General features: G+C 42.9%; 16 protein-coding genes and 1 tRNA gene. 8 read left to right on the top strand and 9 right to left on the bottom strand.

Translation table 11 applies throughout. The features are described 5' to 3' along the window. The first annotated feature begins 28 nt into the window (after positions 1-28). Positions 29-1,288, top strand: coding sequence for an adenylosuccinate synthase (locus OCV44_RS06835; protein ID WP_139684012.1), 1,260 nt, complete (start codon positions 29-31; stop codon positions 1,286-1,288). A gap of 108 nt (positions 1,289-1,396) precedes the next feature. Here OCV44_RS06835 and OCV44_RS06830 read toward each other — a convergent pair. Both OCV44_RS06830 and OCV44_RS06825 read right to left on the bottom strand, forming a co-directional pair. Next, a tRNA-Val gene (locus OCV44_RS06830) sits at positions 1,397-1,473 on the bottom strand. Between the two features lie 265 nt (positions 1,474-1,738). Beyond that, complete coding sequence (locus OCV44_RS06825) at positions 1,739-2,407, bottom strand: DUF2726 domain-containing protein (RefSeq protein WP_086049300.1); 669 nt, start codon at positions 2,405-2,407, stop codon at positions 1,739-1,741. 285 nt (positions 2,408-2,692) lie between these two features. Between OCV44_RS06825 and OCV44_RS06820 the strand changes: the two genes are divergently transcribed. Continuing rightward, entirely contained in the window at positions 2,693-2,878 is a 186-nt protein-coding gene (locus OCV44_RS06820) for a hypothetical protein (protein WP_086049299.1), read from the top strand. A 226-nt stretch (positions 2,879-3,104) separates the two neighbouring features. Here OCV44_RS06820 and OCV44_RS06815 read toward each other — a convergent pair whose 3' ends face one another. Beyond that, on the bottom strand, positions 3,105-3,182 hold the full coding sequence (locus tag OCV44_RS06815; RefSeq protein ID WP_261900935.1) for a GGDEF domain-containing protein: 78 nt from the start codon (positions 3,180-3,182) through the stop codon (positions 3,105-3,107). 240 nt (positions 3,183-3,422) lie between these two features. Between OCV44_RS06815 and OCV44_RS06810 the strand changes: the two genes are divergently transcribed. After that, a complete protein-coding gene (locus OCV44_RS06810; protein ID WP_139684013.1) occupies positions 3,423-4,529 on the top strand; it encodes a M20/M25/M40 family metallo-hydrolase in 1,107 nt (368 codons plus the stop codon). A gap of 129 nt (positions 4,530-4,658) precedes the next feature. Here the strand turns inward: OCV44_RS06810 and OCV44_RS06805 are convergent, their stop codons facing one another. Then, entirely contained in the window at positions 4,659-5,081 is a 423-nt protein-coding gene (locus OCV44_RS06805; protein ID WP_139684014.1) for a DUF3859 domain-containing protein, read from the bottom strand. Between the two features lie 78 nt (positions 5,082-5,159). Further along, positions 5,160-5,528 (bottom strand): AAA family ATPase, encoded by a 369-nt coding sequence (locus tag OCV44_RS06800; RefSeq protein WP_139684015.1) that lies wholly within the window; start codon positions 5,526-5,528, stop codon positions 5,160-5,162. A 275-nt stretch (positions 5,529-5,803) separates the two neighbouring features. Here OCV44_RS06800 and metA point away from each other — a divergent pair, with 275 nt between their 5' ends. Both metA and pilW read left to right on the top strand, forming a co-directional pair. Further along, complete coding sequence (gene metA / locus OCV44_RS06795) at positions 5,804-6,745, top strand: homoserine O-acetyltransferase MetA (protein WP_086049295.1); 942 nt, start codon at positions 5,804-5,806, stop codon at positions 6,743-6,745. Positions 6,746-6,914: 169 nt separating this feature from the next. Beyond that, positions 6,915-7,664: a type IV pilus biogenesis/stability protein PilW gene (pilW, locus tag OCV44_RS06790; RefSeq protein ID WP_139684016.1), complete on the top strand. Its 750-nt coding sequence runs from the start codon at positions 6,915-6,917 to the stop codon at positions 7,662-7,664. A gap of 89 nt (positions 7,665-7,753) precedes the next feature. On the opposite strand, the gene rlmF is transcribed toward pilW, so the two are convergent. Next, a complete protein-coding gene (gene rlmF, locus OCV44_RS06785) occupies positions 7,754-9,103 on the bottom strand; it encodes a 23S rRNA (adenine(1618)-N(6))-methyltransferase RlmF (RefSeq protein WP_139684017.1) in 1,350 nt (449 codons plus the stop codon). A 4-nt stretch (positions 9,104-9,107) separates the two neighbouring features. Next, a complete protein-coding gene (locus OCV44_RS06780; RefSeq protein ID WP_004734935.1) occupies positions 9,108-9,605 on the bottom strand; it encodes a YgjP-like metallopeptidase domain-containing protein in 498 nt (165 codons plus the stop codon). A 153-nt stretch (positions 9,606-9,758) separates the two neighbouring features. Here OCV44_RS06780 and OCV44_RS06775 point away from each other — a divergent pair, with 153 nt between their 5' ends. Continuing rightward, on the top strand, positions 9,759-9,995 hold the full coding sequence (locus tag OCV44_RS06775; protein ID WP_012604109.1) for a glutaredoxin family protein: 237 nt from the start codon (positions 9,759-9,761) through the stop codon (positions 9,993-9,995). Between the two features lie 558 nt (positions 9,996-10,553). Here OCV44_RS06775 and OCV44_RS06770 read toward each other — a convergent pair. Beyond that, the gene (locus OCV44_RS06770; RefSeq protein WP_139684018.1) at positions 10,554-11,426 is read right to left on the bottom strand and encodes a LysR family transcriptional regulator; all 873 of its coding nucleotides are present in this window, start codon (positions 11,424-11,426) and stop codon (positions 10,554-10,556) included. A gap of 110 nt (positions 11,427-11,536) precedes the next feature. Here OCV44_RS06770 and OCV44_RS06765 point away from each other — a divergent pair, with 110 nt between their 5' ends. Then, positions 11,537-12,736: an MFS transporter gene (locus OCV44_RS06765; protein ID WP_139684019.1), complete on the top strand. Its 1,200-nt coding sequence runs from the start codon at positions 11,537-11,539 to the stop codon at positions 12,734-12,736. 85 nt (positions 12,737-12,821) lie between these two features. Beyond that, entirely contained in the window at positions 12,822-13,388 is a 567-nt protein-coding gene (locus tag OCV44_RS06760) for a DUF1415 domain-containing protein (protein WP_139684020.1), read from the top strand. 39 nt (positions 13,389-13,427) lie between these two features. Here the strand turns inward: OCV44_RS06760 and OCV44_RS06755 are convergent, their stop codons facing one another. Continuing rightward, complete coding sequence (locus OCV44_RS06755; RefSeq protein WP_139684021.1) at positions 13,428-14,498, bottom strand: sensor domain-containing diguanylate cyclase; 1,071 nt, start codon at positions 14,496-14,498, stop codon at positions 13,428-13,430. Positions 14,499-14,549: the final 51 nt, after the last annotated feature.

Genomic DNA, 14,549 nt, shown 5'->3' with positions numbered 1-14,549 from the left:
GATTTCTCAATCAGTCAGGAGAAAAATTATGCCATCTATTGTTGTTGTAGGCGCAAACTGGGGCGACGAAGGCAAAGGCCGTATCGTTGATTTTTTAGCAGATCAAGCTTCTGCTAGCATTCGCTTTCAAGGCGGAAATAATGCCGGTCATACCGTTGTAAACGACTTCGGCACATTCAAACTGCACCAACTACCTAGTGGTATTTTTAATCCTGATTGTACGGCGGTTCTTGGCCCTGGCATGGTGATAAGCCCTGCTGCGCTAACTGAAGAGATTGCAGAAGTACAAGCTGCTGGCATCAAAGTTAAAATGGCGATCTCAGACCGTGCGACACTGTGCCTCCCTTTACACGCCCTTGAAGATACGCTTGAAGAAGAGCGTTTAGGCGATGGTGCTTATGGCTCAACACGTCAAGGTATTGCACCAGCATACGGCGACCGTGTAATGAAGAAAGGCATTCTTGTGGGCTGGTTGAATCAACCTGATATCTTAGAGCAGCGCATTCAATTCCTGCTTGATTGGAAAATGCCTCAACTTAAAGCGCTATATCCTCAATGTGATTTCACTCAGACTGCTTCTGAAATGACAGAGTGGCTACTTGAAGTGACTAAGGCTTGGCGTCCGTTCATTTGCAACGTGACTGAACCACTTAAAGCACTGCAATCACAAGACGCCAACCTACTGTTTGAAGCTCAACTAGGTGCAGGCCGTGACCTTGTCTACGGTGAATACCCTTGGACGACGTCTTCTAATGTAACTGCAGCTTATGCAGGTATTGGTAGTGGTTTACCAGCCCTTCGCCCTGAACGCATTATTGCCGTTGCCAAATCGTTCAGCTCGTCTGTTGGTACTGGTACGCTAGTGACTGCAATGGAAGAGCAAGACAGCTTCCGCGAAAGTTCTAACGAGTACGGTGCAACGACGGGTCGCCCACGTGATATGGGGTACTTTGATGCGGTAGCAACTCGCAACGGCGTTGACCTGCAAGCTGCTACTGAAATCGCACTGACTAAGATTGATTGCCTGTCTGGTTTATCTGAACTTAAGATCTGTACCGCTTACTCTGGTGAGCACACTGAAAACCCGATTTGGCCACAAACGGCTGAGCTGAAGCCTGTTTATGAAGATATGGCGGGATGGGACGAGGACATCACGGGTTGCCGTACGTTTGAAAGCCTTCCTCAAGCAGCACAAGATTACGTTACACGTATCGAAGAATTGATGGGTGTGCCAATTGTGATGGTGTCAGTAGGTCCTGAGCGTGAGCAAATGATCATTCGAGGTTAGATCTCTACTCAAGTCTTTCAGCTAAGGCGGTTGTTTTGGCTGAAAGACGACAGGCACAAAAAAGCCCACACTAGGTGGGCTTTTTTGCTTGTTCATAAAGAACGAATTTGGTGCCCGCTACTGGACTCGAACCAGTGACACCTTGCATGTCATGCAAGTACTCTAACCAACTGAGCTAAGCGGGCAATGCAGTGAAACTTATCTAACCGCTTTATTAAGTGGCTAACGCTTCAGAACGAGATGGATAATAGCGAGTGATTTGGATGCGTGCAAGGATAAATTTGCACAAAACTGTTCGTTTGCTTTTAAAAACAACAATCAGAATAAAATTTAAACACAAAGCAGATCAATGGCTTGAAGTAGATCACATTTAAGTTCAACTTCGATGATTACATACATCAGCATACTTTGTGTCTTTTCTCCCTTTACTGAGCACTTTGGCGCGCGATATTAGTTAGAATCATCGTCCATGTCGAACACGACATTGTAGTTCTCAGTATAAGTACAGTTAGGTTGACGGCTACATGTGAAGAAGCGTCGGCCTTTATAGTCGCCATGGCTTGCCAGTTTGATGATCATAGGGCTGCTACATTTCTTACAGAATCGAACTTCTTTCGATGGCTCGATCAAATCGATGTGTGCTGCCAGTAACCTTTTCAAACGGCTCACTTGATAACTGTGCTTAATTGAAGCGCCAATAAGTGGAAGGCCTGCCGATTTACAAACGTGCATCAGTAGCTTCTCGCGATCAACCTTTCCTTTATTAAGCTCTTTCCCATTGTCCAATTCGATGATTACGCGTGGCTCTAACGTTCGAGGGTCGCACACTACAAAGTCAAAATAACTACGTGATATTTTGTTGTTCGCGATAAACCAATTCTTTTTATTATTCGCCTTAGCAGGGATAACAACGTTAGACATGCTCACTTTAGCAAATACTTCCCCATGGTTACCCACAGCAGATTTAAGCGCGTTATAGAATGTCGCTTGTTGCGCCGACATTAACGAGCCTTTCTTCTGATAAGCATGATCTTTGGTGTCATCATTTTTTACTAGATAGTTTTGAATAAAGTAAAAGAACACAACCAGAACAATTACAACGATAAAGATATTAGTCATTTTCCAACACAATCACATTTGTATGGGGTTAAGAGAGTGGTTAGCGTATGTAGAAAAGCGTCATGTGGCAAGAAAAAGAAGTAGAGTGACAAACTGGAATCATGTGCTTTGAACGCTTTAATCGCCAGAAGTGGCCTCTTTATCGGCTTCGACAGTTCAAGACACACATCTCCTATTTACTAATCAAATCATCAATTACATATTAAATTGATTTAGATCAAACCGCACCGAGTTGTGACCAACTAGCATCAAAAACGTTAGGCAAATGTTAATAAGGAAATTACTATGGAACTCAAACAAGACCCAAGATGTTATACCGATGTGTGTGTCGATGGTAAGTGGTTCCATTATGACCACTGTGGAACTCAAGCTTATATGTTAAAAGGTGGCGCTTCAGCAGTCATTGAGCTCGCTCGCGAACCAGCCACAGAAGGCGAACTGGTTGAAATGTTAGAAGGTATCGCTAAGTAAGACTCTTAACAAATAACATAAAAACTAAGCGAATAGGAGTTGATAACACTCCTATTCGCTTAGGTTCATTTAAGCTGTATTGCGTACTAAGCTGATTTCAAATGCTGTTTGTAGGTACTACTATTTAACTCTTGATACGTTAAATGAATGTTCGCACCAATTGGTGTGGCCGACGCTAACGGACCTGAATATGTTTCTATCGTTTGATCAGCGATTGTTTGCCTTATCATTTCAATTGTTCGTCTGGATCTTGAGTACCAGCAAGCAGTAAAACGAACTCTTCCCCACCCCATCCTGCCAACACATCGTTTATTGATAGCACTCTCCCTATACGCTTAGCAACCTTTAAGGCAACCGACACATATGTAGATTAAAATCCTGAACACGGGTCGATCCGAGTAGTATTTTTCTCATAAATTAGAATAATCAGATAATTTTCTTGATTTAACTCAGACAATGATTCTGTAAAAAGGCGTTATAGTGATTTTCCTGTTCCAGCCTCCGTCACTTCTTTAGAAACAGCGGAGCAAAATGAGAATTAACAATGACCCAAATTAATGAACAACGTCTTGTAGAACATTTCTGCGATCTAGTGAAAATTGATAGTGAATCTCGTAACGAAAAAGCGATTGCTGAAGCTTTGGCTGAACAACTTGGTGAACTAGGCTTTGAAGTTCACAAACTGGCTGTCCCTGAAGAAGTGTCTAACGGTTTCAACATCTACGCTCGTCTAGATGGCACTCTTCCAGGAAGCACAGTGTTCAGTTGCCACATGGACACAGTAACGCCAGGCATCGGTATTGAGCCAATCATCGAAGACGGCATCATCCGTTCAAAAGGCAACACGATTCTAGGTGGCGACGATAAATCAGGTATCGCAGCTATCATGGAAGCGGTTCGTTGCATCAAAGCTGAAGGCAAAGAACACAAAACTATCGAGATTGCGTTTACTGTCTTCGAAGAAGGTGGTCTGTTCGGCTCTTTGAACTTCGATATGTCTTACATTCAATCTGAGCACGCTATCGTACTTGATACAGGCGGCCCAATTGGCACCATCGTAAACGCAGCTCCAGGTCAGCAAAAGATTGTTGCTAAAATCAAAGGCCGCCCTGCTCACGCTGGTTTAGCGCCAGAAGAAGGCATCAGTGCAATTCAAGTTGCTGCAGACGCTATCACTAAGATGAACCTACTTCGTATCGATGAAGAAACTACGGCAAACGTCGGTATTGTTGAAGGCGGTCAAGCGACAAACATCGTAATGCCAGAGCTTAAAGTCGTGGCTGAAGCGCGTTCTCTAAACGGCGAAAAGCTAACGGCTCAAGTTGAGCACATGATCTCGACATTCCAAGAGAGTGCAAAACAGTTCGGCGCTGAAGTAGAAATCGAATCTACTCGTGCTTACGATGCATTCGTGATTGCAGACGATCACCCGCATATTCTTTCTATCAAATCAGCGTTTGAGAAGCTTGGCGTAACCGCAAATACTAAACGCACTGGCGGCGGTAGCGATGCGAACAACTTCAACGCGAAAGGTCTAACAACGGTTAACCTTTCTACTGGTATGGCGAAAGTTCACACCACTGAAGAGTACATTGCAGTGAAAGATATGGTCGCTATCACTGAGTTTGTTGTAGCTTACGTAACACAATAATCTAACCCATTAGTTAGGTAGTCACTTCTATCTAGCACTATGAAAAAAGCCGAGCCCACATACGACGTGTGACTCGGCTTTTTTGTTGTCTGCGTTTAGCCTAAAGCTAACGTCTACCAGAAATTTCGTCTAAAAACCCCTACGCTTCCAGAATTGGCCTTCGTCTTTTGCAACAAGGTCGAATGTCTTATCGGCAATGATGTTGCCTTTTAGCTCCACGGTCATGCGCCACTTACCTAACTTGTTCGAGACTGGCGCCCAGATGGTGTCACCTAAGTAGAAATCCCAGTCGTTGTTACCGACATGCTCTTCACCATCGAACGGTTCGAGCATTTCGCCCTTGTCTGTAGTGATATTCGGGTGATAGATGCAGTAGCGGATCTTTTCACCTTTGGCTTTCTTGATATTCAAGATATAGCCAAACTCCACATCGATTTCAGCATCAACGGTGGTGGTGAACTCTTGGATTTTTGGAAGGTCTTTAGATTTGGAATCCCACGTGGAATAGATACCATAAGAAGTCATGTCGACCACAACTGAGCGCTTTGCCATTTCAATCTTTACCTTGGAGTTATTCTATTAATTTAATTCTATTTGCCATTCAGCCACGCAAGCAGAGGAAGAACGATGCTATTCTTGCCAATCTTTTGCCATGCGCTTAATCACAGACGGTTCAATGTCGTGAATACTGCCATATTGTTCTCGGCACACTTCTATAACCAAATCCGTTTTGTATTTGAGTGCGAGTTGACGATAAGCCTTCATTTCCCACTGCTTAATAAAGGTATTCGACACTACAACATCCAACCCTTGCTTCAAGCCGTCTTCTGTAGTGTTCTGACACCACTCATGCGCTTGCTGCAACTGCCTTGGGTCAAAACAATAGTCACCCTGCTCATTCACGTAATACATATCCGCTTCGACATGCAATGCATCGTAGGTTTTTGCTTTTGTTGACTTGCCAGAACCCGGCAACCCTCGAATGAGTATTAACTTCATCTGTCACTTTACAGGCTAATTCGAAAACATGAGTTTATCTTAAATAGTAACGAGTTTCTCTGATAACTGCCTTTGCTCAACATCCGAATACCGAGTCCTTACACTCAACTCACGTAATCACTGGATACAGTGAGACTGCCCTCGATGTCGGTGGATGACTTCTGATAGAAAACACAAATAATTTACAACTATCCATTTTGTATATCGACAAGCGTATCAAACTACTATAGATTTAGATGTATAGACGTCTACATATCCAGCTTAGGGAGAAAGCTTTGCCTATTCGCATTCCAGACCAATTGCCAGCATCTGATGTTCTTCGTGAAGAAAACATCTTTATTATGCCGTTATCAAGAGCATCGACACAGGAAATTCGTCCACTTCGAGTCTTGATCCTCAACCTGATGCCGAAGAAGATTGAAACTGAAACTCAATTCTTACGCCTACTATCGAACAGCCCATTGCAAGTCGATGTAGAGCTGCTGCGTATTGATGACCGTCCAAGCAAAAATACACCAACAGAACACCTTGATAACTTCTATCGCCAATTTGAAATGGTCAAAGGGAGAAACTTTGATGGATTGATCATCACTGGCGCGCCACTTGGCTTGGTTCAATTTGAAGATGTTATCTACTGGGATCATCTAAAAACCATCATGGAATGGGCAAACAAGCATGTGACCTCAACCTTGTATGTGTGTTGGGCAGCTCAAGCTGGCTTAAAGCTCTTGTATGATTTACCAAAACGAACTCGTAAAGATAAGCTTTCTGGGGTTTACAACCACGAGATACATAACCCGTACCACCCAATTTTACGTGGCTTCGACGATACCTTCTTGGCACCGCACTCTCGCTATGCTGATTTCTCTCAGGAATACTTAGCCGAGCATACTGACCTTGATGTTCTTGCGACTTCTGATGTGGCGGGCGTATACCTAGCAGCGACCAAAGATAAGCGAAACGTGTTTGTAACGGGTCACCCGGAATACGACTCGCATACACTTCACAACGAATACATTCGTGATTTAGGTGAAGGCATGGAGCCAGTGATACCAATCAACTACTACCCGAACAACAATCCAGACAACAAGCCTGTTGCAAGCTGGCGTAGTCATGGACACTTGTTGTTCTCTAACTGGTTAAACTACTGCGTTTACCAACAAACACCTTACGATCTGGATCATTTCAGCGAAGACAACTTTACCAAAGACGATTAAGTTCTTTCTTCCGATTCACAAACACATAAAGCCGTGTTCCATAGGTTGTTGATAAAACGCCAAATTGGACACGGTTTTTTTATGATGTTTGGGTCGCATTCCATAATCGCTCTAACACTTAAGTGTGTTCAATTTCATATCATAGGTTTGTGTTCAAAAGGAGCTGCACATGCCTAACAAGTCGCTATTACCAAAATCCACCCTGATATCTCATCTCACGCTACTCGCCTCTGTTTCTCTGGTAGGTTGTGTTTCTGTAACCGAAGGGCCACCAAAAATGGAAAGTGACCCAATTGCGATGTCTCAATCACGTATTGAATTGGGTTTGGGCTACATGGGACAAGGTAATATGGTCAAAGCACGTGAAAATCTAGAGCTCGCTATCAAACACGCTCCTAGTTATTACCGCGCCCAACTTTCGATGGCACATTACTACGAGCAAGTTGGCGAAGTAGATGAAGCAAGAACCACTTACCGCAAAGCACTCAGTCTCGATTCAAGAAACGGCAATGTATTGAATAACTACGGTACGTTCTTGTGTAAACAAGGCGAATACGAGCAAGCTGATATATACTTCAACCGCGCAATTGACCAACCCTATTATTATCTAGTATCTGCCAGTTATGAGAATGCGGCTTTTTGCGCGTTTAAAGCTGGTAATACCGACCAAGCAAAATACTACTTCACACGAGCGATTGACCACGACCCGAATCGCGCAAAATCAATACTACAGCTATCAAAAATTGAAGTGAGTAACGCCGATTACAACGACGCTAGGCTTCGCTTATTCAAATTCCACCAGCGTTATGGCTACCAAATTCCATCACTTCAAATTTTAATTGAACTCGAAAGAAAAGCAGGAAATAGTGCACTAGCAAAGAAATATCAGAGCAAATTAGATGAATTGCTTTCAGCTTAGCGAATATGAAAAGCACAAAAAACGGGCTTGTTGCGTTAACAACAAGCCCGTACGTAATTTCAACTTAATGTCTTAACTCAGTGCAGCCGCTATTTTAGCGCGATCCACTCTTGTCTTTGCTCGTCGTCCATAAAGGTCCATGCGATAAAGCGACTCACCTTCTGGCCTTGCGACATCTCAACCACTTTTACTTGTTTAGCTCGTAGCTTACCCAATTCTGAACGAATCATATCAACGTTGTCTTTCTTAGAAATCAATGTCGTAAACCACAATACTTGAGTAGCAAAAAGTTGGCTCTCTCTCGCCATTTTCATAATGAAAGCAGCTTCGCCACCCGGACACCAAAGTTCAGATTTTTGGCCACCAAAATTTAAGGTTGGTTTCTCTTGCTTAATTGGTTTATTTTGCGTAGTTGATTTATCTAACTTAACTGGCTTCTTATTCGTTTCTGGCTTGAATGATTGCCCTGCTTTCTTTGCACGGTTTGCCGCTAGATTATCCAGTTTGCGTTGTGATCCCTTTTCCGCCTCTTCTAGAGAACTATGGAATGGAGGGTTACAAATAGTGACATCGTAACGTTCATTGTCTTTAATCACGCCCTTAAAGATAGATTCAGAATCCGCTTGTAGACGAGCTCGGATCTTACCTTTTAGATTAGCGTTACTTTCAGCAATGAAGTTTGCTGTTTTGATAGATACTGAATCGACATCAGTTCCCGTGCAGCGCCACTTATACTCTGTCGCACCAATAATTGGGTAGATACAGTTTGCACCCACACCGATATCTAATGCTTTCACAGACGCGTGGTTATAAGGTTCACCTTGGCCATCGCTATTAAGGATGTCTGCCACTCTGTGAATGTAGTCTGCACGGCCAGGAATTGGCGGACACAAGTAACCAGCAGGAATATCCCAATGCTTAACGCCATAGTGGTGCGCCAGTAAAGCTTTGTTAAGTAACTTAACGGCCAGTGGATCAGAGAAATTAACGGTGTCTTCGCCCACAGGGTTCTTGATCAGATGTTCTTTTAGCTCAGGCAAGGCAGCAACCAATAACTCAAAGTCGTAGCGACCTGTGTGTTGGTTTCTTGGGTGTAATCCACCTTGAGGCTTCTCAGCCGAACGTCTTTTCTGTGCTGCATTCTTGTTAAATGCAGTTTTATTGAAAGATGCCTTATTCGATGGCCCTTTATTCGCGCCCGGCTTACCTTTGCTATCTTTTGCAAAAGGTCGCTTTGCTTTGTTGTTACCAGCGCCTTTTGAAGCCGTACTCTTTCGGTTTTTATCTGATGTGTTCTTTGAAGAAATACGCTTGTCGCTGCTTGGCTTAACATCACCTTGCTTGCGGTTACCTTCGTTAGCTTGGTTATCTTTTGTTTTTGCCGCGGAGGTACTGTTTTTCGACAGGCTTAGCGTCGTTCTATTTTGTGATTGGCTCATTGGGCTACTTCTTTAAATCTAAATACATCATGAATAAACGGGCATCCAACTCAAGTTGATGGTATTCCGGTTCCATGTGACAGCATAGTTGGTAAAAGGCTTTGTCGTGCTCTTTCTCTTTGATGTGCGCCAGTTCGTGTACCACCAGCATTCTCAGCAAAGGTTCTGGTGCATTTTTAAAAACACTGGCGATACGAATCTCATTCTTCGATTTGATCTTTCCACCGTGATTCTTCGCCACGTAAGAGTGCAGACCTAATGCATTATTAATTAGGTGTATCTTGCCGTCATAAATCACTTTACTGATCGGTGGTGTTTTTTTCATATAACGATTTTTAATCTCAATCGCATAGTCAAACAGGGCTTTCTCGCTTTTTATTTCATGATTCTTTGGGTAGCGAGCTTCAAACCACGGCACCAATTTCCCCGATTCAACAAGTTGAGTTACCGGGTCGAGTATGTGCTTCGGGTAGCCTTGGATATAGCGTAAAGAAGGATGCATGCTGAAAGACCGTACAAGTTACACCACGACAATACGTTGTGGTCTTGAAAATTGAGCCGCATAGTGTAACTGATCACACTTTTCTAATCACCTAGGATTCGTTACACTTTAGCAAGATTCACCAAGTGCTAGACTCAAAAAGAGATTGTAAAAATGAAACGTGTTGTATTGTACGTCGCAGACAAATGCCCGCACTGTAAAGATGCACAGCGCTATTTGGATTCAAAGAAAATTGTTTACCGCCTAACGAATGCAAAGATGCAACGTGGCCGTAAAGAGTTGCAAGCGATGGGTGCTCGCTCTATCCCCGTGCTTAAAATCGGCGACCAGGTGATGGTCGGCTGGAATCAAAAGAACTTCGATAAGATGTATAACTCAAAGAGTACCTAAGCGATCTAAGCCAGTAATACTTCTATATAACAAAGCCCGAATATCCACTCTTGGATATTCGGGCTTTGTTATTCTATATTCATGATGACGTGTATATAAAAAATAAACAGGCAACATGCCTGAAGACGTTTTTTAGACAAGTTTATTGTGTAAAAAAATACCTTAGATATAAAATTCGATATTCTTAGCCTTTGATTTTGAAGGCTGTATTGCAATTAGCACATTTATACTTTTCTTTAGTACCAATAATTCTGTCAAAAATGTTACGACGGACTCTAACAATTCTTTGTTCTTTACATTTACACTTCATATCTTAATGGCTTCACTTTTTTTTACGTGGGAGGCTATATATTTAATACCTAATGTAAGTTAACAATCACACGTTCACCAACTAGTAATACAACGCACTTCAAACTTTTAGCTCCAAATAATGTGATATTGAGCTATAAATCAATAAGAAACTACCCAATAAGTGCAATGTAAATCACAAAATAACCCATTTAAATGTAGTGTATATGTTACATAAATAATTTATTGATATAAGTCCCAGCAGGGTAATCACACGTACCTCTTAACGAAATCAATAAAGGTTCTGTCTGCCTTCGACAAATACCCCTCCTTTCTCCAAGCCAAAGATAAATTCAGTTTCACAGGGTCTTTAAATGGTACGCCTATCACGTCTTTCTCATATTCTGTGACCAAACTCAGCAGCGCAGTAATGGCAAACTCTCGTTTTACTATAGAAAGAATCATTGGCAATAAATTGGTTTCAAAGGCGATGGTCATATCTAGATTGTATTTTTTACAGGTAGCATCAATGAAGTCGCGGTGGAAATAACCCGATTTAAACATGATCAGCTCTTGAGCGAAAAATTCTTCAAAGGTCATCGAAGGCTGCTGTGCTAACGGATGCTCCTTACCGACAACGGCGACCATCTCAGAACTCAACAAGTGGTCGGTTTCGAAAGCATCAGGGACATTTTCATGGTTGATTACGCCAATATCGAGTTCGCCGTTTAATAGCATCTCCCTAATCGATTCAGTACCCGCATCAATCAAGGTCAACTTAAGGTTTGGGTATTGGCTTTTAAATGCCATCACAACTTGCGGGAAAAAGTAGCTGCCCATCATGCTTGGAGCGCCTAATCGCACCTCGCCTTTTTCTAGTCCCTTTAGCTCATTCATTGCGAGTTGAGCATCATCAAACTGCTGGGCGATTCGCTTCGCATGCTCAAACAGTACCTTTCCCTCTTCCGTTAAGGTGACGGATTTATCTCCACGCCGGAATAAAATCAACTCTAGCGTCTGTTCGAGCTTTTTAATGGAGATACTCAATGCAGGCTGTGCAATATGCAGCGCTTTCGCGGCTTGAGTGAAGTTACCAAACTGAGCAACAGCCAGAAAATGTCGAAGGGGTTTTGATTCAAGCATGGCGATATACTAAATATATAGAGGTGATATTTTTAATATATTTCTTTAATCACGCTTGTGCTGATAACTTGTTCACAAATAGCTTACTCACTCGCGCAGGCACAACGTAAATGTTTGATAAAGGTAGCACTCAATACAAACAAATCACCCAATCATTGGCGATTGGCTCGTTTATCATTTTCTGTAACCTTTATCTCTTTCAGCCTATCTTGCCGCACATGGCCTCGCACTTCCAAGTATCAGAAACTCAAATTAACTGGCTGTTTGCCGCGACAACACTTGGGCTTTCCATCAGTTTGGTGCCTTGGGCAATCGCTTCTGAAACCTTTGGCCGGAAACCCATCATACTGTTCAGCTTATTTGCTATCCCGCTAATCGGGCTGAGCATGGTGTTCACAACTACCCTACTACAGCTTGTTATTGCTAGAGCATTCATGGGGATCGCCGTTGCTGCTTTTGCGGGGGTGGCGGTTGCCTATATGGTCGAAGAGCTATCACCCAAAGCATTCGCAGTCGCGATCGGCGGTTATATTGCGGCCAACTCATTAGGAGGGATTTTTGGACGTGTACTCGGCGGCTTAATCACGGACTATTTCGACTGGCACGCAACGGTTTTGTTTTTCGTTGTCGGATCTTTGCTAGGCGCACTCTATATTGCGTACAGCCTGCCTGACCAACAAAACTTCAAACCTCAAAAAGGCCTATTTTTCCATCATAACCGCTCGGTTGTGATGCACTTGAGAAACCGCACACTGTGGTTAGCGATGCTAATTGGTGGTGCTAACTTTGCACTGTTCGTTAATTTGTATTCTGTAATGGGCTTTAGGCTAGTAACTTCGCCTCACTCGGTGCCTGTGGGTTTAGCTTCGCTGATATTTCTGTGTTACTTGGCCGGTACGGTAACCTCTAAGCTATCCAACAAATGGACACTTCGTTTTGACCCGTTAAACGGTATATTGATGGGCGTGTGTATCAGCTTAATTGGTATGTTGGTTTCCGCCGTGGACAAAGTCCCGTTCATGTTAGCAGGCTTGTTATTGATAAGTGGCGGCGCGTTCTTCGCTCATACCCTAGCCTATTCTTGGGTAAGTCAAAAAGCACCGAGCGCGAAAGCGACAGCAACGGCACTTTACTTAGTCCATTACTATATAGGCGGAAGCTTGGGTGGTTTCTTACTCTTATATTGCTGGCAGTTGTTTGGTTGGAATGGCGTGATCGCAGGTGGTTCTATCTTCTATGTTGCGATATTTGCTTGGGTCTACCAGTTAAAACAGCTTCAAGTCTCAACCTCTAAACTCGCACAAGCATAAGTGGGATGGATTTTGTAACTCAATTATTGCTTTTGATTAACGTCCGTTCTGATATCCTACGCAAAATTTCATTTCGGAACCTGTTATGTCGAACACTCAAAACTCAGATCTTCAAACCATCCACGACCAAGTAAAACAGTGGTTAGACGATGTCGTTATTGGCCTAAACCTGTGTCCATTCGCAGCCAAGCCACAGCGTAACAAGCAGATTAAGATCTTTGTGAGTGAAGTGAATACGGAAGAAGCGTTACTAGAAGACATCATGACGCACTTTGTCGAATTAGATAACACGCCAGTCGCGGATTTAGAAACGACTTTGGTGGTTGTCCCTAACATGTTGCAAGATTTCTTCGACTACAACATGTTCATTGATTGGATTGAAGCACTGATCAAGCAGGAAGATTGGGAAGGCGTTTACCAAGTAGCAACTTTCCACCCAGACTATTGCTTTGGTGGTGCGGATCCAGAAGACGATGAAAATCTGACCAACCGTTCTCCGTATCCGGTATACCATTTGATTCGTGAAGCAAGCATGGAAAAGGTGTTGAAACACTACCCTAACCCTGAAGCGATTCCTGATACCAACATCGCGAGAGTTGAGTCTTTAACGCCTGAAGAGCGTCGTAAGCTATTCCCTTATCTATTTAGTTAATCGCGAACGATTGTACATCAAGAACTAACCCGTTTTGGATTACGAACCGGAATGTTCTTGATGATATGGGCGAGAAATAAACTGATCTCGTCCATTTTGTTTCGCAATGTACAGGCATTCATCGGCAACTTTGATTAAGGAGTCTAACGCCGACATTCTTTCCCCTTTGCTATCTCCAGTACTCAACTCAAAATGACACGCACCAATTGATATGGTGATAGGCTTACTATCTAGTGTGATTTTCTTGATCTCTTGTAAAAGAGCCATGAACTTATCTTCAACACAACTGGGGGTTCTATTTGGATACCAAAGAATGAACTCTTCACCACCAAAACGCGCCACAAACTCTCCATCTTGAATATTATTGCGCAGAACGTTTGCCACTTTTTTTAACACAACGTCACCCATTTGGTGACCGTAAGTGTCATTAACGACTTTAAAGAAATCGATGTCTACGACGGCTAATGTCCCCTTACCTAAAGAGCCTTTTAACTGCTCCACTTCTGCATTCAGCGTTTTGAACAAGCAACGTCGATTCGGCAAGTGTGTCAGAGGATCGTACAAAGCTTGATATTCAAGTTTTTCATTTAATTCTGTCAGTTTACGTTCTTGCTGTCTTCTAACCAGTTCCACTTCGATCCATGACGCCATTAATCTCATCACGTCGATATCGAACTCTTTAAACTCACGATGATAGGGAGCTGGGCTTGAAAAGTTTAAGGTGCCATAAATCTCATCATTGACGAAAATTGGAATACCAATATAAGACTCTAGCCCAAAAGACTGATAGGCAGGATGTGTCGCATACTTATCATGTTTACCACAATGCTCAATACAAATAGGCCCAACAGATTTGCAGGTTATCGCACAATAAGTCGACCCAGTGTCGAAGATGTCACCACTTTTGAGCTCAACCCCTTCGGGTGTGACAGAATGTTCAACTGAATAAGTATTACCATCGACTTTCGACAAAATACCAATGTCTAAGTTAAAACGTTCAAGCCCCATGATAAGCAGCTGAGCGATCTGAACCTCGAACCCTTTTCGGTAATCATTGGTAATTTGATACAAACGACGTATAACAACTTCACTTTCATTAGCTTGGTGCATAACTGTGATCCTACGACGGAGAGCTGATTGGCAATATTACGTGATGGTTTA

The organism is Vibrio tasmaniensis (assembly GCF_024347635.1).
GTDB classification, from domain to species: domain Bacteria; phylum Pseudomonadota; class Gammaproteobacteria; order Enterobacterales; family Vibrionaceae; genus Vibrio; species Vibrio tasmaniensis.
This window is presented reverse-complemented; position numbering and strand designations above follow the sequence as displayed.

Coding starts and splice junctions, on each gene's coding strand:
- OCV44_RS06810 (WP_139684013.1), top strand. CDS start 3,423: ATGACCCAAATTAATGAACAACGTCTTGTAGAACATTTCTGCGATCTA.
- OCV44_RS06805 (WP_139684014.1), bottom strand. CDS start 5,081: ATGGCAAAGCGCTCAGTTGTGGTCGACATGACTTCTTATGGTATCTAT.
- OCV44_RS06820 (WP_086049299.1), top strand. CDS start 2,693: ATGGAACTCAAACAAGACCCAAGATGTTATACCGATGTGTGTGTCGAT.
- pilW (WP_139684016.1), top strand. CDS start 6,915: ATGCCTAACAAGTCGCTATTACCAAAATCCACCCTGATATCTCATCTC.
- OCV44_RS06780 (WP_004734935.1), bottom strand. CDS start 9,605: ATGCATCCTTCTTTACGCTATATCCAAGGCTACCCGAAGCACATACTC.
- OCV44_RS06760 (WP_139684020.1), top strand. CDS start 12,822: ATGTCGAACACTCAAAACTCAGATCTTCAAACCATCCACGACCAAGTA.
- OCV44_RS06800 (WP_139684015.1), bottom strand. CDS start 5,528: ATGAAGTTAATACTCATTCGAGGGTTGCCGGGTTCTGGCAAGTCAACA.
- OCV44_RS06835 (WP_139684012.1), top strand. CDS start 29: ATGCCATCTATTGTTGTTGTAGGCGCAAACTGGGGCGACGAAGGCAAA.
- OCV44_RS06825 (WP_086049300.1), bottom strand. CDS start 2,407: ATGACTAATATCTTTATCGTTGTAATTGTTCTGGTTGTGTTCTTTTAC.
- OCV44_RS06770 (WP_139684018.1), bottom strand. CDS start 11,426: ATGCTTGAATCAAAACCCCTTCGACATTTTCTGGCTGTTGCTCAGTTT.
- rlmF (WP_139684017.1), bottom strand. CDS start 9,103: ATGAGCCAATCACAAAATAGAACGACGCTAAGCCTGTCGAAAAACAGT.
- OCV44_RS06755 (WP_139684021.1), bottom strand. CDS start 14,498: ATGCACCAAGCTAATGAAAGTGAAGTTGTTATACGTCGTTTGTATCAA.
- OCV44_RS06765 (WP_139684019.1), top strand. CDS start 11,537: ATGTTTGATAAAGGTAGCACTCAATACAAACAAATCACCCAATCATTG.
- OCV44_RS06775 (WP_012604109.1), top strand. CDS start 9,759: ATGAAACGTGTTGTATTGTACGTCGCAGACAAATGCCCGCACTGTAAA.